Genomic DNA, 20,308 nt, shown 5'->3' with positions numbered 1-20,308 from the left:
TTCAGGAGTGTTCGCACCTCGGGGGAACGTTGGTGCGGACGACAGACTGAATTCGACCGCGTTTCGCGGTGGGGGGAAGAATGACCGTGTCTGCTATTGCCATGCCCGCATCGAGTTTCTCCGATGTGGCCGGCTGGATGGCGAAATTCGCGTTTTCCACCGACGACCTGTCGCAGTGGCGGAGTCTGGTGCCGATCGCCCTGGCCGGACTGGTGGTCTGGGCGTTGTGGATCTACCGGTTCGTGCTGTCCCGGCTGGCCAAGCCGATCGAGAACAACTTCAGCACCACCACTTCGGTGGTGGTTCCTTCGTTCCATGAGGATCCGGACATCCTGATGCGTTGCCTGGAGAGCTGGCGGGCGCAGAACCCGGACGAGATCCTGATCGTCCTCGACGTCGCCGACACCGAGGCCTACGAGCGGCTGGTCGCGCTGGACGATCCGCGGATCACCGCGATCCTGTTCAAGCACGCCGGCAAGCGATCCGCGCTCGGCGTCGGGATCCGGGCGGCCGGCTCGGAGATCCTGGTGCTGACCGACTCCGACACCAGTTGGCAGCCGGGCTTGCTCAAGGCGGTCCAGCGGCCGTTCGTTGATCCAGAGGTCGGGGCGGTGAGCACCCAGCAGAACGTGCACGAGCGGACCACCAGCGTCTGGCGGCGGATCGCCGACTGGCTGGTCAACCTCCGGTACTACGACTATGTCCCCGCGATGGGCCGGGCCGGTGCGGTCGCCTGCGTCTCCGGCCGGACCGGCGCATACCGCCGCGAGGTGGTGTTGCCGCTGCTGGACAACCTGGAGAACGAGTTCTTCCTCGGCCGCCGTTGCGTTTCCGGCGACGACGGCCGGCTGACCTGGTTGGTGCTGGCCTCCGGGTACAAAACTGTGCACCAGTCATCCGCCCGGGCGCTGTCGATGTTCCCGGCAACCTTTCGCGCGTTCGCGAAACAGCGGATCCGCTGGAGCCGCAACTCATACCGCTGCTATCTGACCGCGGTCTGGAAGGGCTGGCTGTGGCGGGTGCCGCTGGTCACCAAGGTCACCGTGCTGCAGATCCTGCTCACTCCGGTGACGATGGGCATCACGATCGGCTACATGGTCTTCAGCCGAGTCGACCTGACCTGGCAGAGCCTGTCTCTGGCCGCCGCCTGGCTGATGATTGCCCGAGGCATCCGCGGCATCTCGCACCTGCGCCGCCATCCGCTGGAGATCTTGCTGCTGCCGCTCGTCACGCTGACGGTCATCCTGATCGCCCTGCCGATCAAGCTGTACGCGTTCGTGACCATGAACAAGCAGGGCTGGCTGACCCGCTCCGAGAACACCATTGGCGGCGAAGGCCAGAACGCCGCCTCCCTGATCCGCCAGCCCGCCAAGACCCTCCAGACGGCGCTGCAGAGCGAGGCCAGCCAACCGAAGCACTCCGCCGACGTTCTGCAGACGGAACCGGCATGAAGAGGCCTGCAAACCTAGTTGCCTTAGGCATTGTCTTGACCGCCGTCCTCGGACTGCCTGTATCGAGCGCCCTGGCCGCGAGCCCGACCCCGACGCCGTCGACCATGCCGGGCAAGAAGGCGACCCCGCAACCGCCGGACGCGACCCAGCCGACCGTGCCGGGTGCCACGCCCGAGTCCGACGACAAGGCGATCGACCGATTGCCGTACCCGGGTGACCCGGAGGCCGAAGCGGCGTACGTCGCCGACGAGGATCACCGGCTGGTCGAGGTCCGGACGGTCGACTCGCTGGCCCGGTGGAGCAAGACCAGCCTGAACTCGCCGTACCGGATCGCCACCGGGTCGGCGTACACGCTGGTTCTGACCGCGCGCAAAGAGGTCTACACGATCAAGGACCTGCTCGGGCTGGCGCCGCAGACGTTCATCCGGCAGCCGGACGGCGGCTATCTGCTGTCCGAGCACATCGTGGTCCAGTCGGGGGCGACGCTGAACCTCAACTCGTCGGGCGGCCTGAAACTGCGGCTGGCCAGCGATCCGGACGGCTTCGTCTCGATCGTGAACTACGGCGGCGTACTCAACGTCCAGGGCGCGGAAGGCAAACCGGTCGAGATCACCAGCTGGAACCGCGACACCTCCAGCCCGGACAAACTCACCAACGACGGCCGTGCCTACATCCGCTCGCTCGGCGGAACAGTCCGCTTCCGGTACGCCGAACTCTCGGATCTCGGCTTCTGGAGCGGCCGGACCGGCGGGCTGTCGCTGACCGGAACGGACCGCCCGAACAGCGGCGAGCTCGACACCCTCGGCAAGACGATGCGGGTCGGCAAGCGGGCCGCCAAGGAACGGGCGGCCGACAAGTCCACGGACAAGAAGAAGACCGCTGGAGTCGGACTGGACGGCGCCGGCAAGTCGACGCTCAGCCAGGTGCTCCCGGCCGGGAAGCTCCCGCTGCCGGAGGTCGACATCACGGATCCGGCGTACAGCTATGTTTCCGCGTTGATCCAGAACACGACGATCAAGCGGAACGCCTTCGGTCTGTTCGCGGCCAGCGCCAACGGTCTGGACATCCGGGACAGCCGGTTCGACGACAGCCTGGTCGACGGCGTCGTGATGCACCGCTACGTGACGAACGCGGTGATCGACTCCAGCGTCGCGGACGGCAACGCGGGTGACGGCTTCGTGCTCTCCCGGGCGACGACCGGCATCGTGCTGTCGCAGATCGAGGCGAGCCACAACCACCGCAACGGGCTGACGATGTCCGGCCTGCCGCTCGCCGACGGCCCGAGCGCGACCGGTTCGAGCCTCGGCAGCTACGGCAACAACACCGTGTCGAACAGCAAACTCCTCGACAACGCCCGGTACGGCGTGGAGGTGATCGGCGGCACCAACGTCGGGGTGAACGCCAACGACTTCCACGGCAACGACATGGGCATCGTCGTCCGTGGCGGCGCCGGCGACGTGTCGGTGGTCGGCAACCGGGTGACCGATCCGGCCCGGCAGGGCATCGCGATCCGCGACGGCGTGCACTCCTCGACGGTCTCCGGCAACATCATCACCGGCGGCAGTACGAGCGTGTACGTCCGCAACTCGGGCGCTGCGATCCAGCGGAACACGATGACCGACGCGGACGCGCACGCAGTTTCGCTGGTCGGCGCGGTCAGCCAGACCAAGGTCACCGAGAACACCATCGCCGGCCGCGGTCCGAGTGCCATCGACGCCAAGCGGGCCTCGGACGTGAACATGCACCGCTGGAAGAACGACGACGGCAACTGGCACGACACCACCCCGTTCCTGATCACCTTGAAACGGTTCCTGCAGCCGCTGACCGCGATGTGGATCCTGCTGGCCGCGCTGCTGATCTTCACCGCGGCGCGCGGCAGCCGGCGGATCCGGAAGGTCGTCCACCCGTACGCTGACAAGGCGCCGGTGACCGATGGCATGCCGGTGCCGGCGTCAGCTGTTCCGGTGTCCCCCGACCAGCAGGGAGTCCGATGACCCGGCGGGAACTGATCATCGCCGCAGTGGCCGCCGCCGCGGTCCTCCTGGTCGGCGGCGGAATCGTGGCGGTCGCCTGGCCGGACGACTCGCCGTCGTCATCGCCGACGACCGGCGCTTCGGTCCCGACCGTGCCGCCGGAGCCCTCGATCCCGACACTCACGGATGGGCCGACGAACACCTCGCCGACCCCCGAGGACGACGAGGGCGACAACAAGGGGAAGAAGCCCGCGGACGCCCCGGTGCTGCCCAACGCGCCCGCTCCTGGTCAAGGTCCACTCCCCAACTCCTCCCCGGTGACCTGTCCGGGGGCGACCGTGAACGTGACGGATGCGAATTCGCTGGCGCAGGCGTTGAAGGATGCGCAGCCTGGCACCAGCATCGCGCTGGCCGACGGCAAGTACGTCGGGAAGTTCGTCGCCGAGACCTCCGGCACCGCGGCGCAACCGATCTGGCTGTGCGGCGGGGCGGGCGCCGTATTGGACGGTGACAATGTCCGCGGCGGTTACGTTTTCCACCTGAACAAGGCGAAGTACTGGCGACTCGTCGGGTTCACCGTCACCAACGGCCAGAAGGGCGTGATGGCCGACACCACGGTCGGATCCGTCATCCAGGGGCTGACCGTGCACGACATCGGCGACGAGGCGATTCATCTGCGCGCCGAGAGCACCGACAACGTCGTACTGCGCAACACGATCAGCAAGACCGGCCTGCGCCGGGACAAGTTCGGCGAAGGCGTCTACATCGGCACGGCAGTGAGCAACTGGTGCACCACCAACAACTGCCAGCCGGATCGCAGCGACCGCAACGTGGTGAAGGAGAACAAGATCTCCCAGACCACCTCCGAGGCGGTCGACATCAAGGAAGGCACCACCGGAGGTGTGCTGGAGGGGAACACCTTCGACGGCTCCTCGCTCAGCGGGGCCGACTCCTGGGTGGATGTCAAAGGCAACAACTGGTTGATCAAGGACAACAGCGGCACCAAGTCCACCCTCGACGGCTTCCAGACCCATCAGATCCTGAAGGGTTGGGGCGACAACAACCTGTTCACCGGCAACACCGCCGTCGTGGACGCGTCCGGACTCGGCTTCGCACTGCGACCACCCGACTCCAACAAGGTTGCCTGCAACAACAAAGTCAGCGGTGCCCAGCTGAGCAACGTCGCCTGCAGCTGACGGCACTCGTTCCACTGAACCCATTTGGGGGGTTTCACCATGTCCGAAAAGCCACGTCTCACCGTGCTCGGCACCGGGTATCTCGGCGCCACACATGCCATCTGCATGGCAGTTCTCGGGTACGACGTACTCGGGATCGACACCGACGCGCAGAAGATCGCCGCACTTGCCGACGGCAAGGTTCCGTTCTACGAACCCGGCCTGCCGGAGATGCTCCGTAAGGCGCTCGACTCCGGCCGGCTGCGGTTCAGCACCGACATCGCCGAGGCCGCTGCCTTCGGTGACGTGCACTTCGTCTGCGTCGGAACGCCACAGATGAAGGGATCCCCGGCCGCCGACCTCACCTATGTCGACCAGGTCGTCACCGATCTCGCCCGCAACCTCACCCGGCAATGCCTGGTGGTCGGCAAATCCACCGTCCCGGTCGGTACTGCGGACCGGCTGACCCAGCTGCTCCAGTCGGTCGCACCGGCTGGTTCGGCGGTCGAGCTCGCGTGGAACCCGGAGTTCCTGCGGGAAGGGTTCGCCGTCGAGGACACGATGCGGCCGGACCGGCTGGTCTTCGGGGTCGGGTCGGGCTGGGCGCTCGGGCAATTGGAGGCGGCGTTCGCTCCGCTGCTGGAGTCCGGCGTACCGCTGGTGGTGACGGATCTGCCGACAGCCGAGCTGGTCAAGGTCTCCGCGAACTCCTTCCTGGCCACGAAGATCTCGTTCATCAACGCGATGGCTGAGGTCTGCGAGACGACCGGGGCCGACGTACAGCAGCTCGCGAAGGCGCTCTCCTACGACTCGCGGATCGGCGGGCGGTTCCTGCGGCCCGGACTCGGGTTCGGTGGCGGGTGTCTGCCGAAGGACATTCGCGCGTTCATCCACCGGACCGAGGAGCTCGGGGTCGGTCAGGCGGTGTCGTTCCTGCGGGAGGTGGACGCGATCAACCAGCGTCGCCGGCAGCGGACGGTCGACCTGATCCGGTCGCAGGCGGGTGGTTCGCTGGAGGGGGTGACGGTGTGCGCGCTGGGGGCGGCATTCAAGCCGGACTCGGACGACGTCCGCGATGCGCCGGCTCTGGACGTCGCCCGGCTGCTCGGCGACGAGGGTGCCGTCGTACGGGTGTATGACCCGCAGGCGATGGACAACGCCCGGCGCGCCTATCCCGAGCTGGTCTATGCGACCAGCGTCGCGGATGCGGCGGCCGGCGCCCGGGTGGTCGCGCTGCTGACCGAGTGGGACCAGTTCCGCGAGATCGACCCCACCTGGCTGGGCGACATCGTCGAGTCCAAGGCGATCGTCGACGGCCGGCACGCCCTCGACCCCGTCACCTGGCGCGCCGCCGGCTGGGACTACCGAGCCCTCGGCCGAGCCTGACTCTTCCGCGGACCGCCAACACTGTCCAACCTGCCATCCGGCGCCTTTCTGGTGCTCGGCTGAGCGTGAGCGAGCCCCTCGGGGGCTGGTTGATGAGTGTTGGCGGTCCGCCCCACCGCGACGGCTGGTTATTGAGTGCTGGTGGTGGGGGATTTCCGGTTGAATGGGGGTATGAACGACGGGCTGGTGGTGCGGGCGGGGGTGGTGATCCCCGAGGCGGAGCTGGAATGGCGGTTCTCGCGTTCCAGCGGGCCTGGCGGGCAGTCCGTGAACACCACCGACAGCCGGGTCGAGCTCAGCTTCGATGTGGCGTCGACCACAGCCCTGAACGACATCCTGCGCGAACGCGCCCTCGAGCGGCTCGCCACCCGCCTCGTCGACGGCGTCATCACCATCGCCGCCTCGGAACAGCGCTCCCAGTGGCGCAACCGCGAAGCCGCCCGGATCCGGCTGGCGAACCTGCTCCGCGAGGCGATCGCCGCCCCACCCCGCCCCCGCCGCCCGACCCGGCCGAGCAAGAACGCGATCCGCCGCCGCGCCGAGGACAAACGCCGCCGCAGCGAGACCAAACGCCTCCGCGGCCGCCCCGCCGACTAACGCCGCCGAGCCGGGCCAGGTGGCTTCCCCGGCGGCGGTCTGCCGAGAACCCTTCGATCGTTAGGCTTGGGTCTGTGCAGGACACGGGGAACACGGATCCGGAGGAACTACCGGATCTGAAAGATGTGCGCGTTCGCGGACGATCGGTGCGAACGTGGGTGATCGGGGCAGCCGCCGTTCTGCTGGCGATCTCCGCGGCGTTCGGCGGCCTGAAGAAGGCAGCCGACGACACTCCACAGGTAGCAGCCGGTACGCCGATCGACGCCGGCTGGTACGAGGTGACGGTCGACCGGGTCGTGGTCGTCCCCGATCTCAAGCCGCTGTACACGCCCGACGACGGCGGCACCCTGATCGCGGTGGTGACGAAGCTCAAGCTCACCGACAAGACCGGAGTGACCCCGGACAGTAGCCTCATCCGGCTGATCGGCGTACCGGGGATCAAAGACACCGACGCGCCGATCGGTACGACGAATCTGCGCGACCAGACGCCGAACCCGGTCCTGACCCCGGAGTACGGCGACGACGTCGCCTTCGTCTGGAAGTTGCCCAAGGCCACCAAGCTGCCGACCGAGGCGAAGCTCACCGTGCAGCACTACGAGCACATTGAGGACTCCGCGCTCGACCACCACGAGAAGTGGAATCCGGACAAAGCGGCTGCCGTGAGCACCCTCAAGGTGAAGGACAACACGAAGTGAAGGCGCGGAAGGCCGTCAATATCGGCCTCACTCTCGTCGTACTGGTGGCGATCATCGCGCTCTATCGCTGGACGCCGACCCAGCAGGACATTCAGCAGCCGGTCGCCGTCAACGGTGAAGTCGGCAAGCCTTTGCACACGCCCCGGTTCGACCTGACCGTCACCGGCGTCCGGACCAGCAAGAAGCTGCGCGTCCCCCGGACGACGCCCGACCGCGAGACCCTGTCGGACTTCGTCGTGATCGACGCCACGGTCAAGGCGACCAGGGAACCGATCCATATCAGCAAGGTGCAGATCCGGACCTCGGACGGGTACACCTATCTCGGCTCGAACCGCAGTGGGCTGCAGGACATCGACCTGACCGGGTTCCAGCTCGCACCGGACATCCCGGCGCATGGGTCGTTCGTGGTGGAGATGCCGGCCGACAAGCTGCCCGGCGCGATCCTGCTGGTGACCGAGAAGCAGTTCTTCACCGATTTGGAGCCACAGGCAACGATCCCGCTGGACGTCGGCAAGGATCAACTGGCCGGGTTGCAGCAGGACGTGGCGATCCTGAAGACCACGACGGACCTCTCATGAACAGCGCTCGAAGGGCCCGGCGCGGGTGGTTGCGCGCGAATACGGCCGCCCTGCTGTCGCTGGTCCTCACGATTCCCTTGTCCGGTTGGTGGTTCACGCGCAGCGACTACAAGTCCTGGCGGGACTCGGAGCCGCGTGACCCCGTCGTCGTGGCGGCCGGCGGTACGGCGTACCAGGGTGCTGTCTGGTATGCCGCGACCACGGAGGTCGATCCGCAGCAGGTGAGAGAGCGAGACACTCCGGCGCAACTGCCGGCCGGGACGGTTCGGGTGCGGGTGTATTTCCGGCTGAAGGTGGATGACCTGTCCCAGCTGGACAAGGGGCTTGGTGGTTGCCAGATCCACCTCCGCGCGCCCGACGGTCGTGTTTGGGACGAGTCGGTGCTGGAGGACGCGTTCCAGGATCGGCCGACCGGATGCACGGGCGGCTATGACGAGAAGCTGCAGAGCTTCCGGCCGCCGGCGATCGCGCAGTACTACCTGAAGCCGAAAGCCGGGAAGCCGTTCGAGACGGTGGCGGTGTTCGTCGTACCGGCTGATGCCGCGGCCACTGTGCAGCCGACGATCACCTGGGCTACGACGCTCCCTCACTATCTGGCATTCCCGAGGTAGCAGCGGTGAGGTCGGTGACGCCGTGGTCCTCGGCCGGCTCGACCAGCGGCTTCGTCCGCGTCCGGAGGTAACCCGCGAGGCCGCCGATCATCCGGTCGTACGCCGCCGCCAGCAAGCTGATCTGCAGCATGATCTTCAGACCGTCGGTGACCAGGCTCAACGGTTCGTCGATGACTCTCCAGAACTCCAGCGAGTGCGGCCCCAGCACGTAGTCGCGCATGATGATCCAGACCTCGCTGGCCAGGTACGTGACGACCGCCCAGGCCAGGAAGTAGCCGAGCATCGGGCGGATGCCGGAGCGGGCGACCAGCCGGAACGCGGACACCACGGGCGTCCAGCGGTCCTTCCAGTCCGACACCACCGAGTTCCCGGCCGCGCGGACGATCTGGGGCGTGCGCTGCCAGCGATGGGTGATCCGGTCGAACCGCCAGCGCACCTGCTGCGGTTTCTCGGCCTTGTGCACGGCCCGGCCGTAGATCACCGCGGTCATCGTGATCCACATCAGCGGCAGCACGGCCGCGCTCCACAGATCACCGATGCCGGCGGCAACGAATCCGGTGACCGAATCCCAGACCTCACGGACCTTCTCGACGCCGAGCAGGTGATCCAGCACCCAGATGTAGGCGTCGTGCGCCCACAGCCAGACCTGCCGCTCCTTCAGCCACGTCTTCGGCGACGGGATGAACGACGTGGCCTGGTACGCGACCACGAAGATCCACAATGCTTCGAGATAGGTGACGAACAGCTTCCGGACCGGGCCTGCGTCGGCTTTGCCCTTCTTCCTCTTGAAGAAGAACCTGAGCACGTACGCCGTGACGCCGAGCCCGATGAACAACCAGGTCGACAAGGCATGCAACCCGGTCGGCTGCTGCGCCACCGTCCCGCCGGTCATCACCGTGGCGGCGATGTCGTTCGCGCGGTGCACGGCCAGGTTGTACTCGTAGTCCAGCGCTTCGGTCTGGAGGAACTTGTACGCCGCGTAGAACGCCAGGAACGGCAGGAGCGCCGCCGCGACAGCATCCAGCGGGCTGTGTTCCTTGCCGGGCTCGACACCATCTGGTGCCAGGACGCCCTCGGCGACCGCCCGGCGATGGAAGGGCAGCTCGCCGCGGAGTACGAGGAACATCGAGACGTACATCGCCAGCGAGATCAGCACCACCAGCGCCAGCACCGCGATCCCGGCCGCCTGCGCCTTGGCGCCTGCCTGAACCGCAACCCACTGAGCTCCGCGATGCGCCAGTTGCGCCGCCAGAAAAACCGCCAGCAACCGCGGCCAGGCCCGGCCGAAGAGGGCCCCTGCCCGCCCGACCGTACTCAGCAAATCCCCCGACTCCTGCGCCACACGGGGAAACCTACCTCCCCGAAGGTCCGTCGATGAGCTACCTGATGTGGATAACTCTGCTCACCGGCGCACGTCCACGGATAAACTCAACAAGGAAGGACAGGGGCGGCGGTCGGTCAGCCGCCGGCGAAGGGTGGGAGGGCGTCTACGAGGGCGCCATCGGTGAGGTGCGTGTCGAGGTCGACGCGTTCGCCGTCGACCATGAAGGTGCAGATGCCCAGCACCCGGGCCAGCTCGGGGCGGTCAGCCGACACCGTACCGACGAGTTCCTTCAGGGAATCCGCCTGCGCCGTGGCCGTGGACTCGCCCGCGGCGGCCCGTGCGGCGGCAAAGTACCTGATGGTCACTTCCGGCATGTGGGAGGAGCCTCACTAATCGGTTAAGTCTTCCGGTATTATGTCAGCTTGCTGTTCCATCAGTGTGTCTCGGGCCCCCGGCAATGACGCCGCTGGGGCCTGACGTGCAAAAGGACAGGATCGCTCACCAGGGATCCGACGACCCGCACAAGGAGACAGCGTGAGCACGTTGCTTCTGCTGACGAACGCGCTGCAGGCCTCTACCGAGGTGCTGCCCTCGCTCGCCCTGCTGCCCCACCAGATCCGGATCCTGCCGTCGGAGGTCGCCGCCCTCGTTGACGCGCCCGACGCCGACGCCGTCCTGCTGGACGCCCGCCGTGACCTGGTCACCGTGCGCGGAGTCTCCCGGCTGATCCGCACCACCGGCATCGACGTACCGCTGTTCCTGGTCGTCACCGAAGGTGGGCTGACCGCGGTGAACGCCGACTGGGGAGCCGACGACGTCCTGCTCGACACCGCCGGCCCGGCCGAGATCGAGGCCCGCTTGCGCCTGGTGATCGGCCGCCTGGCCGCCGCCCGGAACGAGGACCCTGACACCTCGCTGATCCGCAGCGGGGATGTGGTGATCGACGAAGCCTCGTACACGGCGAAGCTGAACGGCCGCGCGCTCGACCTCACCTACAAGGAGTTCGAGCTCTTCAAGTTCCTCGCGCAGCACCCGGGCCGGGTCTTCACCCGCGAACAGCTGCTCCAGGAAGTCTGGGGCTACGACTACTTCGGCGGTACGCGCACAGTCGACGTGCACGTCCGCCGCCTGCGCGCCAAGCTCGGCCCCGAGCACGAAGCGCTGATCGGCACCGTCCGCAACGTCGGCTACCGCTTCGTCATCCCGCCCAGCACCCAGCGCGAAACAGCCGACGCCACCGCCTGACCTCCACCGCCAGGGATCCGAGCGATCGCCCGCGATCGGGAGGGACCACCGCCTGACGTCCACCGCCGGGGATCCGAGCGATCGGGAGGAGGCTGCCAGGGCTGCATAAGTTCACCTGGCAGTGCGGCCTGTTGCCGATGGCATGGAAATCGGTTGCTCCTGCGTGCCGGCGGGAGCGCGGCAGGCTGCGCCGGAACGGGTGAAAAACTCACCTTGGACCAAGGCGTGTTTTTGCTGCTACCGTGCGTATTCGGTCTTTTCACGGAAGGTGACCGATGGCGCACGTTGCTCCGACTTCGCACCGCCGCGCGACCCGCGCATCGCATCGCGGCGACCGCACCGCCGACGGGCCGATCCAGACCACGACCTGGCTCGGGCTCACGTTCGCGCTGATCTTCGGCCTGGTCCTGATCGGCCGGTCCCACCCGGGCGTTCACGCCGCGGGCGTCACCCTGCTGATCATGCTGGTCCCGCTGACCTTCGCCGTCTTCGGCGCGGCCCTGTTCCGCCGCGGTATCGGCTCCGGCAAGGCGGCCCTCTCCACCGCCCTCGCCCTGACCTTCGTCGTCCTCCGCTTCCTGCTTTAGCGCGTAAGCCGAGTCGTCAGTTCCAGTAGCGCGTAAGCCGGGCCGTCAGTTCCGGTAGTAGGAGTGCTCGGCGCTGCAGCGGGTGTACGAGCTGCAGATCTTGATCTTCACGATGTTGACGCCGCCGACCAGGTTGGGGTCCCCGACCGCCGTAGCGGGGAACTTCGTGGTCGTGTAGGAGGCCGACTTGACGACCATCCCGTCGATCGAATTCTCTCCGGCGAACACCCCGAAGTCGGCCATCGCGGTCCCCGAGACGCGGTTGATCACCTCGCCTGAGATGCTGGCCATCCTGTTGGTCCAGGTGATCGTTCCGTTGGTCTCCATCGTGCAGGACTGGTCGACACAGATGTGAAAGGTGTCGGGGGAATACTGCGTGCTGGCTGAGGCGGTCGTGAGGCCGCCGGCTGCTGCGATGGCCGCGGCGGCGGCCCCGGTTGCGAGCGCCCTGCGAACAGTGTGGTTCATGGTGGAATCCCGTCGTCGAACTCATCAGATCTGAACGTTGCGGCTCAAGTCTGTGGTTCAGCCGGGACAGGACTCCACCAAGTTGCAGCTAGTGGCAAACGCCGGCCGTCCGGTTGCTCGGTGTCGAGCGAACCGGGCGGCCGGCGTACCGGCGTGCTGGGTCAGGAGATGTTGATGCGGTCGGTCGGGGCCGGGATGTACGGGTCGTGGGCGGTCAGGTAGTTGGCGAAGGCGTCGATGTCGAGGCCGCCGAAGAACTTGTCCGTCGCCGTGGTGAAGGCTGGGAAGCCGTCACCGCCGTCGGACAGGAAGTTGTTCGTGACGATCCGGTACGTCGTGGCGTCGACCAGCGGCTGACCGGCGATCTTGATCGAGTCCGCGACCACCTTGGCGCCCGGCGTACCGGCCGGGTTGTAGGTGTAGGTGATGCCGGCGATCTGCAGCACCTTGTTCGAGGCCTGGTTGACGCCGGAGAACTGTTGCTCGAGCAGCGCCTTGATCTGCGTCCCGGTCATGTCCATCGAGACCAGGAAGTTGTTGAACGGCTGCACCGTGAACGCAGCGCCGAAGGTGACGGCACCGCCGTCCGAGACGAGATCGGCCCGGATCCCGCCCGGGTTCATGAAGGCCACCACGGGCGTCTTGCCATTGGTGACGGTCGACGGATCGGCCAGCTGCGCGTCGGCGATCAGGTTGCCCAGCGGAGACTCCTGAGAATCGTCCGGCGTCTTCGTGATCAGCGGGGTGGTGATGTGACCGATCACCTTGTTCTGGATCGGGGCGACCAGCGTCTGGTACGTCGTGATCAGCTTGGTCAGCTCCCGGTCCTTCGGCACGTCCTGGGTGACGATGTGGTTGTTCGCCATCGTGTTCAGCCGGTCCACGTCGTGGGTGGCGTTGTCGATGCTCAGCCGCACCTCGGTGACGATCTTGCCGAACGAGGACGCGCTGGTGACGAGCCGCGGCTTACCGGCCGGGTCGGGGAACGAGCAGTTGTACGACTGGTGGGTGTGACCGGACAGGATCGCGTCGATCGCCGGGTCGAGGTTCTTGGCGATGTCGACGATCGGGCCGGAGACGCCCGGGCAGCTGTTGTACGCCTTCGGATCGGCCGGCAGGCCACCCTCGTGCAGCAGCACCACGATCGCCTCGACGCCCTGCTGCTTCAGCTTCGGCACCAGCGCGTTCGCGGTCTCCACCTCGTCCTTGAAGCTCAGCCCCTGGACGCCCGACTTGGTGACGATGTTCGGGGTGTTCTCCAGCGTCATGCCGATGAAGGCGACCTTCTGGCCGTCCCGGAACTTCTTGATCGTGTACGGCGCGAACAGCGTCTTGTCGGTGTTCACGTAGAACACGTTCGCCGACAGGTACTTGAAGTCGGCGCCCTTGAACCTGTGGTCCGGGCACGAGTTCTGGTTGTTCTGCCCGTCGCCGTCGTCGATGCAACCGCCCTTCTGCATCCGCAGCAGTTCCTTGTAGCCCTCGTCGAACTCGTGGTTGCCGACCGAGGTGGCATCCAGGCCCATCTCGTTCATCGCCTCGATGGTCGGCTCGTCGTGGAACGCGGCCGACAGCAGCGGCGAGGCGCCGATCAGGTCACCCGCGGCGACCGTGGCGGTGTCCTGCCCCTGCGCCCTCGCCGACGCGCGCAGCAGCTCCAGCTGGGTCGCCAGGTACTCCGCGCCGCCGGCCGGGGTGCCGTTGACATTGCCACTGGAACTCGTCGGCGGGTTGACCGCCAGGTTGCCGTGGAAGTCGTTGATCGAGAGCAGCTGAATCTGGGTGTGCGTCGGCTTCGGTTTCGCCGGCGCAGCCTGGGTCACGGTTCCCCCCGTGGCCAGCCCGAGCACCACAGCGGCTCCTGCGGCCACCAGACCGATGGCCCGGGGTCCCCTCAGCCACTTCTTGTCTCGTCCTGTGAAGGCCATGTCTTCTCCGTCGTCGTTGCGATCACCGCTGGTGCGCGGTTCCGGGAAAATTACCTTGTCGGCGCGTGCCCGGGCTACGCCTCGACGATGAACTCAGCAGGACCTTTTACGGTATCCAGGTGACCCTCGAAGCCGTACCTTCCCCGTTGCCCCCGGCCACCGCCGCCGTCGTCACCGAACTCGCCCGCTCCGCTGCACACAGCGACGGCGTCAACCCGCTCTCCGAACACACGCTCCTCCACCTGGACGGCGAACACTCCGGAGACGTCCACGTCCTCGCGTACGCCGGGCAGCCCGGTGCGGGTGAGCTCGCGGGATACGGCGCGCTCGGGCCGGACGGATCGGCCGAACTCGTGGTCTCCCCGTCGTACCGGCGCCAGGGCTTCGGTACGGCGTTGCTCCGGATGCTCCTGGATCACGGCGGTTCCCGGCTCCGCGTCTGGGCCCACGGGCGCCTGCCCGGGTCGAACGAACTGGCCGCTCGGCTGGGGCTGGAGGTCGCTCGGGAGCTGTATTTTCTCCGGCGGCCGAGCGCTCCGCTTCCGGCGGCGACCTGGCCGGAAGGGATTTCGGTCCGAACCTTCGTACCGGGTCAGGACGATGCAGCCTGGCTTGCCGTGAACGCAGCGGCCTTCGCTCACCATCCGGAGCAGGGCGGCTGGGATCAGGCGGACCTGGCCGACCGGCTACAGCAACCGTGGTTCGACCCGGCAGGCTTCTTCCTCGCTGTGGACGACGCCTCGGGTGAACTGGCCGGTTTCCACTGGACGAAGGTGCCGACGGACGAGGGCGACGACCCCGCAGGTGAGGTCTACGTGGTGGGCGTCTCCCCCAACTACCAGGACACCGGCCTAGGCAAGGCCCTGACGCTAGAAGGCCTCCACCACCTCCAAGAGACCCGCGGGCTCTCGAACGTCGTCCTCTACGTGGACGGCACGAACACCGCAGCCCGCGCCCTCTACACAAAACTCGGCTTCACCACAGCTGCCCTGGACGTCCAGTTCGCGCCTGTGAACGGTGTCACACCGGATTCATCTGCTCACATCGCGTCATAACCGGCCCGCCCACCCGTCCCACCATCAACCAGGAGCCGTCCGAGCCTCTTACCCCCCAGCCGGGCGGCTCCTGGCCCCAACAGCCCGCTAGTTGGGGTTGAGGGCCTCTCGGACTCGGCTGGCGATGCGGAGTTGAGCGGCTCGGGTCTCGCCGCCCAGGGCGAGGATGCTGGCGAAGCCGTGGACCATGCCGGGTTCGCAGATGTGGGTGACCGGGACGCCTGCGGCTTCGAGAGCGGCGGCGTACTCGTTGCCCTCGTCGCGGAGGGGATCGAAGCCCGCCGTGACGATGTGGGCGGGAGCGAGGCCGGTCAGATCCTTGGCGAGCAGGGGCGAGACCAGCGGATCGGGGCGGACAGCCGGGTCGGGGGTGTAGTGCTCGCGGTACCAGAGGATGTCCTCCTCGGTCAGGAAGAAGCCCTCTCCGAACAGATCCCTGCTCGGCCGGCGACCGACGAGGTCGACCGCTGGGTAGAGCAGCAACTGGAGCGCAGGCGACGGCAGGCCGCGTACTACGCACTGCTGGGCGACCACTGCGGAAAGGTTGCCTCCGGCACTGTCTCCGCCGACGCCGACCAGCGACGGGTCCGCACCCAGGTCCTCGGCGTGCTCGACGGCCCAGCTGAAGGCGGCGATGGCGTCCTCGGCCGCGACCGGCGCCTCCGCCTCGGGAGCGAGCCGGTAGTCCACCGACAGCACCCGGATCCCCGCCTCCTCAGCCAGGTCACGGCAGTAGGCGTCGTGGCTGTCCAGATCGCCGACCACCCAGCCGCCGCCGTGGAAGAAGACGAGCAGCCCGCGTCCGGCGTACCGGGGTGCGTAGAGCCGCGCGCCGAGCTGGCCGTCGGCACCGCGGACGGTGAGTTCGGTCACGCGGTGTAGCTCCCGGGGGTGTCCGGCGACCAGTTTGGACATCGTCAGCAGGTTGGCCCGGGCGCTGGCGACCGATTTACGCGCCGAGGGCAACCAGTTGTCGAGCCGCATCAGCAGCTGCAGATCGGGGTCCAGGACGTTGCCGTCGATCTGGATCGGGGCGCCGGCCAGGCGGTGCCGGACCGCCTGGGGCAGGACGGTCACCGGCTTCAGCGCGCTGCCCTGCACCGTGCTCAGCGCGGATCGCAGCAGGGTGTCCACTCGTCGGTTCACAAGGAGTGACGCTAGCAACAACCACCGGCTCGCCGCCTAGGCAACCTGCTGTTCACCCAGGGATGGGATGCTGGACGACGTGGCAGGAGACTTGTTGGCGTCGCACAACCGGGAGTACGACGTCGAGCCCCCGTACGACATCGCGGCGGCCGGCGATCTTCCCCCCGACCGCTTCTCGGACCGGGAGCTGAGCTGGCTCGCGTTCAACCAGCGGGTGCTCGAACTGGCCGAGGACGAGCGCGTCCCGCTGCTCGAGCGGGCCAAGTTCCTGGCCATCTTCGCCAGCAACCTGGACGAGTTCTACATGGTCCGGATCGCCGGCCTGAAGCGCCGGATCGCGGCCGGCGTCGCGGTCCGGGCGGCCAGTGGGTTGCTGCCGCGCGAGGTGCTCGACCGCAGCCTGACCCGGAGCCGGGAGCTGATGGACCGGCAGGCCGAGACCTGGCGCAAGACCGTGCAGCCGGCGCTGACCGAGCAGGGCATCGAGATCCTCCGCTGGGACGAGCTGGACACCGCCGAGCGGGAGGGGATGACGAAGTTCTTCAAGGACCGGGTCTTCCCGGTGCTGACCCCGCTGGCCGTCGACCCGTCGCACCCGTTCCCCTACATCTCCGGCCTGTCGCTCAACCTGGCCGTCGTGGTCCGCAATCCCGATTCCGGTGGCGAGCACTTCGCCCGGGTCAAGGTCCCGCCGCTGCTGCCGCGGTTCGTCCGGGTCGCCGACGACCGGTTCGTGCCGCTCGAGGACGTCATCGCCACCCACCTCGGCCAGCTGTTCCCGGGGATGGAGGTGACCCAGGTGCACACCTTCCGGGTCACCCGGAACGAGGACCTCGAGGTCGAGGAGGACGACGCCGAGAACCTGCTCGCCGCGCTCGAGAAGGAGCTGCTGCGGCGCAAGTTCGGGCCACCGGTCCGGCTCGAGGTCGAGGAGTCGATCGAGCCGCAAGTCCTCAGCTTGCTGGTCTCCGAGCTCGGCGTCACCGAGGCCGAGGTGTTCAAGCTGCCCGGCCCGCTGGATCTGCGCGGGCTGTTCGCGATCGCGAACCTGGATCGCGCCGAGCTGAAGTACCCGGCGTTCATCCCGTCGACGCACCCGCACCTGGCCGAGGTGGAGACCTCCAACCCGGCCGACCTCTTCCACGCGCTCAAGCAGCGCGACGTCCTCGTGCACCATCCGTACGACTCGTTCTCGACAAGCGTGCAGCGGTTCATCGAGCAGGCCGCGGCCGACCCGCATGTGCTCGCGATCAAGCAGACGCTCTACCGGACGAGCGGTGACTCCCCGATCGTGGACGCGCTGATCGACGCCGCGGAGGCCGGCAAGCAGGTGCTGGTCCTGGTTGAGATCCAGGCGCGATTCGACGAGCAGGCGAACATCAAATGGGCCCGCCAGCTCGAGCACGCCGGCTGTCATGTCGTGTACGGCGTGATCGGGCTCAAGACGCACTGCAAGCTCTCGCTGGTGGTCCGCGAGGAACCGGACGGCCTGCGGCGCTACGCCCACATCGGCACCGGCAACTACCACCCGAAGACCGCGCGGCTCTACGAGGACCTCGGGTTGCTGACCAGCGACCGGGTGGTCACCGAGGACATCGCGCACCTGTTCAACCACCTGTCCGGCTTCGGCCGCAGCAGCGGCTACCGGCGGCTGCTGGTTGCACCACAGTCCGTACGCCGTGGGTTGCTCGAGCGGATCGAACGCGAGGTCCAGCACCACCTCGCCGGTCGCCCGGCCCGGGTCCGGATCAAGGTGAACAGCCTGGTCGACGAGGCCCTGTCGGACGCTCTGTACCGCGCGTCGCAAGCCGGCGTACCGGTCGACCTGTGGATCCGCGGCATCTGCACGATCCGGCCGGACGTCCCCGGTCTGTCCGAGAACATCCGGGTGCGCAGCATCCTCGGCCGGTTCCTCGAGCACAGCCGGGTCTTCTGGTTCGAGAACGGTGGCGAGCCGGAGGTGTGGATCGGCTCGGCCGACCTGATGCACCGCAACCTGGACCGCCGGGTCGAGGTGCTCGTCCAGCTGAAGGCAGCCGACCAGGTGACCGAGCTGGGTGACCTGTTCGATGTCGGCTTCGACGAGGCGACGGGCTCGTGGTGGTTGCAGCCCGACGACACCTGGCAGGCCCGGCTCACCGGCGAGGACGGCGAACCGTTGCGGGACCTGCAAGAAAGACTGATCGCGACGCGTGGGCGCCGCCGCCAGACGGATCCGACTACGTAGTGGCTCGAGCCGGAAGTTGTTCGAGCGATTGCGGTGGTCAGGTGCGTGCATCGCGGCGCTGGAGAAGCGTCCTCGATGCGGAGCATCGTGGATGATTCTCCAGCGCCGTGAGGTGCGTGCCTGGGCGCCGCAAGCGCCGAAGAACTTCCGGCTCGAGCCACTAAGGTTGGGGTTGTGAGTACGGCGACTGTGATCGCCGCGGGTGGTGTCGTCTGGCGCGAGCAGCGGGGCGAGCGCCAGGTCCTGCTGGTGCACCGCCCCCGGTACGACGACTGGTCCCTTCCCAAGGGGAAGCTGGTCCCGCACGAGCACGTGCTGGTCGCCGCCCGACGCGAGATCGAGGAGGAGACCGGGCAGCGGGTGATCCTCGGCCCGTCACTGGGGATCCAGCGGTACGACGTACGCAAGAACGGCACCCGGGTGCCGAAGATGGTGCACTACTGGTCTGCCGCGATCGACGGCCGGGCCCGGGAGTTCGAGCCGAACGACGAGGTCGACAAGCTCGACTGGCTCGGTGTCGAAGAGGCCCGGAGCAGGCTCAGTTATCCCCGTGACGTCGACATCCTCGACCTCCTGGCAGGTGCTGCAGAGGTCACCTCGTCGCTGGTGGTGGTCCGGCACGCGGAGGCGGTCAAGCGCAAGGACTGGGACGGCAAGGACACCAACCGGCCGTTGACTGGTGAAGGCCAGGAGACGGCTGAGCGGTTGGTCGGCGTACTGGCTGCTCTTGGTGTCGATCGGGTGTTCAGCAGCGACGCCGAGCGATGCACGGCCACGGTCGCGCCGTACGCGCAGTCGATCGGCAAGAAGATCCACCTGCATCCGGAGATCTCCGAGCGTGGGTACGAGGCCGATCCGGACGCACTCCGTGGGCTTGGTGACCAGGCGTGGCGGGCGGGCAAGGTCACAGCGATCTGCTCGCACCGGCCGGTGCTGCCCGCGCTGGCCCGGGAGCTCAGCCTGCCGGTCGGCAAGTACGCACCGGGCGCTTTCGTCGTCGCGCACACCCTCGCGAGCGGCCGGATCGTCCACGAGCGGTTCGGCGCGCCCTGAGCGGAGCAGCCGGCCACCACAGGTGACAACATGTTTACGTCAAGACACCGTGACGGGCGGGACGGTGGGCGGAGTGACCCGAGGAGCTGCGGGTATGTTCCTACCGAGGCTGCATTAGGGGCGCCCCACCGGGCGCCGGCTCACGGAGAGGTTCGGGCGCACCATGACGACGATGCGAGAACTCACCCTGATCGGGATCCGGATGGAATCGCCCAACCGGGCGCCGGTGATGATGCTGCGCGAGACCGAGGGCTACCGCTACCTGCCGATCTCGATCGGCTCGGTCGAGGCGACCGCGATCGCGTACGAGGAACAAGGCCTGCGCCCGTCCCGGCCGCTGACCCACGACCTGATGCGCGACCTGGTCGAAGCCTTCGGCGTGCACATCGAGGCGGTCGAGATCGTCGAACTCCGCGACGCCGTCTTCTACGCCGAACTCGTGCTCGGCAACGGCGCCCGCGTCTCCGCCCGGCCCAGCGACTCGGTCGCGCTCGCGGTCAGACTCGGTACGCCGATCCGCTGCACCGAACAGGTCCTGCTCGAGGCCGGCGTGGCCACTCCCGAGGAGGAACAGGCCGAGCTCGAACGCTTCCGCCAGTTCCTCGACGGCGTCGCCCCGGAGGACTTCTCCAGCTGATGGATCCGCTGCCGGACCGTGACCAACGACCGTTTCAGGTGACTGAGAGTCAGCACTCTTAACTCAGTTCACCTGATGGCCGCCTATCGGCATGCCAGCCGTCGCGAAAGCTAGCCGAACCGTTCACCACTCGTTCATCCGCGACCGGCCGCCCGGTCACTTGCCCTCCCTA

At 67.5% G+C, this 20,308-nt stretch carries 19 protein-coding genes; 14 read left to right on the top strand and 5 right to left on the bottom strand.

The window, feature by feature from the left end:
- Window positions 1-101 precede the first annotated feature (101 nt).
- The 8 genes from ABZ004_RS14065 to ABZ004_RS14030 all read left to right on the top strand — a co-directional run bounded on the left by ABZ004_RS14065 (window position 102) and on the right by ABZ004_RS14030 (window position 8,466).
- On the top strand, window positions 102-1,451 hold the full coding sequence (locus ABZ004_RS14065) for a glycosyltransferase (protein WP_355680221.1): 1,350 nt from the start codon (window positions 102-104) through the stop codon (window positions 1,449-1,451).
- Window positions 1,448-3,445, top strand: a complete 1,998-nt coding sequence (locus ABZ004_RS14060; RefSeq protein WP_355680220.1) for a right-handed parallel beta-helix repeat-containing protein — start codon at window positions 1,448-1,450, stop codon at window positions 3,443-3,445. The genes ABZ004_RS14065 and ABZ004_RS14060 overlap by 4 nt, the downstream gene beginning before the upstream one ends.
- On the top strand, window positions 3,442-4,620 hold the full coding sequence (locus ABZ004_RS14055; protein ID WP_355680219.1) for a hypothetical protein: 1,179 nt from the start codon (window positions 3,442-3,444) through the stop codon (window positions 4,618-4,620). Before ABZ004_RS14060 ends, ABZ004_RS14055 begins: the two co-directional genes overlap by 4 nt.
- 39 nt (window positions 4,621-4,659) lie before the next feature.
- On the top strand, window positions 4,660-5,985 hold the full coding sequence (locus ABZ004_RS14050; protein ID WP_355680218.1) for a UDP-glucose/GDP-mannose dehydrogenase family protein: 1,326 nt from the start codon (window positions 4,660-4,662) through the stop codon (window positions 5,983-5,985).
- Between the two features lie 171 nt (window positions 5,986-6,156).
- Complete coding sequence (arfB, locus tag ABZ004_RS14045) at window positions 6,157-6,582, top strand: alternative ribosome rescue aminoacyl-tRNA hydrolase ArfB (protein WP_355680217.1); 426 nt, start codon at window positions 6,157-6,159, stop codon at window positions 6,580-6,582.
- Between the two features lie 146 nt (window positions 6,583-6,728).
- Window positions 6,729-7,277 (top strand): hypothetical protein, encoded by a 549-nt coding sequence (locus ABZ004_RS14040; protein ID WP_355680216.1) that lies wholly within the window; start codon window positions 6,729-6,731, stop codon window positions 7,275-7,277.
- Entirely contained in the window at window positions 7,274-7,855 is a 582-nt protein-coding gene (locus tag ABZ004_RS14035; protein ID WP_355680215.1) for a hypothetical protein, read from the top strand. Before ABZ004_RS14040 ends, ABZ004_RS14035 begins: the two co-directional genes overlap by 4 nt.
- A complete protein-coding gene (locus ABZ004_RS14030) occupies window positions 7,852-8,466 on the top strand; it encodes a hypothetical protein (RefSeq protein ID WP_355680214.1) in 615 nt (204 codons plus the stop codon). The genes ABZ004_RS14035 and ABZ004_RS14030 overlap by 4 nt, the downstream gene beginning before the upstream one ends.
- On the opposite strand, the gene ABZ004_RS14025 is transcribed toward ABZ004_RS14030, so the two are convergent.
- Both ABZ004_RS14025 and ABZ004_RS14020 read right to left on the bottom strand, forming a co-directional pair.
- A complete protein-coding gene (locus ABZ004_RS14025; RefSeq protein ID WP_355680213.1) occupies window positions 8,429-9,808 on the bottom strand; it encodes a hypothetical protein in 1,380 nt (459 codons plus the stop codon). The genes ABZ004_RS14030 and ABZ004_RS14025 overlap by 38 nt on opposite strands.
- A gap of 116 nt (window positions 9,809-9,924) precedes the next feature.
- The gene (locus ABZ004_RS14020) at window positions 9,925-10,164 is read right to left on the bottom strand and encodes a MoaD/ThiS family protein (RefSeq protein WP_355680212.1); all 240 of its coding nucleotides are present in this window, start codon (window positions 10,162-10,164) and stop codon (window positions 9,925-9,927) included.
- Between the two features lie 160 nt (window positions 10,165-10,324).
- Here ABZ004_RS14020 and ABZ004_RS14015 point away from each other — a divergent pair, with 160 nt between their 5' ends.
- Together ABZ004_RS14015 and ABZ004_RS14010 are read left to right on the top strand one after the other, a co-directional pair.
- Window positions 10,325-11,035 (top strand): response regulator transcription factor, encoded by a 711-nt coding sequence (locus tag ABZ004_RS14015; RefSeq protein WP_355680211.1) that lies wholly within the window; start codon window positions 10,325-10,327, stop codon window positions 11,033-11,035.
- Between the two features lie 275 nt (window positions 11,036-11,310).
- Window positions 11,311-11,622: a hypothetical protein gene (locus tag ABZ004_RS14010; protein WP_355680210.1), complete on the top strand. Its 312-nt coding sequence runs from the start codon at window positions 11,311-11,313 to the stop codon at window positions 11,620-11,622.
- A gap of 45 nt (window positions 11,623-11,667) precedes the next feature.
- Here ABZ004_RS14010 and ABZ004_RS14005 read toward each other — a convergent pair whose 3' ends face one another.
- Together ABZ004_RS14005 and ABZ004_RS14000 are read right to left on the bottom strand one after the other, a co-directional pair.
- Window positions 11,668-12,090 carry a hypothetical protein gene (locus tag ABZ004_RS14005; RefSeq protein ID WP_355680209.1) on the bottom strand — a complete coding sequence of 141 codons (423 nt, stop codon included), beginning with the start codon at window positions 12,088-12,090 and terminating at the stop codon, window positions 11,668-11,670.
- A gap of 161 nt (window positions 12,091-12,251) precedes the next feature.
- Window positions 12,252-14,018, bottom strand: a complete 1,767-nt coding sequence (locus tag ABZ004_RS14000) for a bifunctional metallophosphatase/5'-nucleotidase (protein WP_355680208.1) — start codon at window positions 14,016-14,018, stop codon at window positions 12,252-12,254.
- A 119-nt stretch (window positions 14,019-14,137) separates the two neighbouring features.
- Here ABZ004_RS14000 and mshD point away from each other — a divergent pair, with 119 nt between their 5' ends.
- Entirely contained in the window at window positions 14,138-15,073 is a 936-nt protein-coding gene (gene mshD / locus ABZ004_RS13995) for a mycothiol synthase (RefSeq protein ID WP_355680207.1), read from the top strand.
- Between the two features lie 87 nt (window positions 15,074-15,160).
- On the opposite strand, the gene ABZ004_RS13990 is transcribed toward mshD, so the two are convergent.
- Window positions 15,161-16,219, bottom strand: a complete 1,059-nt coding sequence (locus ABZ004_RS13990) for an alpha/beta hydrolase (RefSeq protein WP_355680206.1) — start codon at window positions 16,217-16,219, stop codon at window positions 15,161-15,163.
- 67 nt (window positions 16,220-16,286) lie between these two features.
- Between ABZ004_RS13990 and ABZ004_RS13985 the strand changes: the two genes are divergently transcribed.
- The 3 genes from ABZ004_RS13985 to ABZ004_RS13975 all read left to right on the top strand — a co-directional run bounded on the left by ABZ004_RS13985 (window position 16,287) and on the right by ABZ004_RS13975 (window position 20,136).
- Complete coding sequence (locus ABZ004_RS13985; RefSeq protein WP_355680205.1) at window positions 16,287-18,446, top strand: RNA degradosome polyphosphate kinase; 2,160 nt, start codon at window positions 16,287-16,289, stop codon at window positions 18,444-18,446.
- 174 nt (window positions 18,447-18,620) lie between these two features.
- On the top strand, window positions 18,621-19,499 hold the full coding sequence (locus ABZ004_RS13980; protein ID WP_355680204.1) for an NUDIX domain-containing protein: 879 nt from the start codon (window positions 18,621-18,623) through the stop codon (window positions 19,497-19,499).
- A 172-nt stretch (window positions 19,500-19,671) separates the two neighbouring features.
- Window positions 19,672-20,136 (top strand): bifunctional nuclease family protein, encoded by a 465-nt coding sequence (locus ABZ004_RS13975; RefSeq protein ID WP_355680265.1) that lies wholly within the window; start codon window positions 19,672-19,674, stop codon window positions 20,134-20,136.
- Window positions 20,137-20,308: the final 172 nt, after the last annotated feature.

This window comes from Kribbella sp. NPDC006257 (assembly GCF_040613535.1).
Taxonomy (GTDB): Bacteria; Actinomycetota; Actinomycetes; order Propionibacteriales; family Kribbellaceae; genus Kribbella.
Note: the sequence above shows the minus strand (reverse complement) of the source record. Positions and strands in the feature narration are given on the sequence as shown.

Bases quoted from the DNA above. Each gene is read 5' to 3' on its own strand.
- ABZ004_RS14065 (WP_355680221.1), top strand. From the start codon at position 102: ATGCCCGCATCGAGTTTCTCCGATGTGGCCGGCTGGATGGCGAAATTC.
- ABZ004_RS14060 (WP_355680220.1), top strand. From the start codon at position 1,448: ATGAAGAGGCCTGCAAACCTAGTTGCCTTAGGCATTGTCTTGACCGCC.
- ABZ004_RS14055 (WP_355680219.1), top strand. From the start codon at position 3,442: ATGACCCGGCGGGAACTGATCATCGCCGCAGTGGCCGCCGCCGCGGTC.
- ABZ004_RS14050 (WP_355680218.1), top strand. From the start codon at position 4,660: ATGTCCGAAAAGCCACGTCTCACCGTGCTCGGCACCGGGTATCTCGGC.
- arfB (WP_355680217.1), top strand. From the start codon at position 6,157: ATGAACGACGGGCTGGTGGTGCGGGCGGGGGTGGTGATCCCCGAGGCG.
- ABZ004_RS14030 (WP_355680214.1), top strand. From the start codon at position 7,852: ATGAACAGCGCTCGAAGGGCCCGGCGCGGGTGGTTGCGCGCGAATACG.
- ABZ004_RS14020 (WP_355680212.1), bottom strand. From the start codon at position 10,164: ATGCCGGAAGTGACCATCAGGTACTTTGCCGCCGCACGGGCCGCCGCG.
- ABZ004_RS14010 (WP_355680210.1), top strand. From the start codon at position 11,311: ATGGCGCACGTTGCTCCGACTTCGCACCGCCGCGCGACCCGCGCATCG.
- ABZ004_RS14005 (WP_355680209.1), bottom strand. From the start codon at position 12,090: ATGAACCACACTGTTCGCAGGGCGCTCGCAACCGGGGCCGCCGCCGCG.
- ABZ004_RS14000 (WP_355680208.1), bottom strand. From the start codon at position 14,018: ATGGCCTTCACAGGACGAGACAAGAAGTGGCTGAGGGGACCCCGGGCC.
- ABZ004_RS13985 (WP_355680205.1), top strand. From the start codon at position 16,287: ATGCTGGACGACGTGGCAGGAGACTTGTTGGCGTCGCACAACCGGGAG.
- ABZ004_RS13975 (WP_355680265.1), top strand. From the start codon at position 19,672: ATGCGAGAACTCACCCTGATCGGGATCCGGATGGAATCGCCCAACCGG.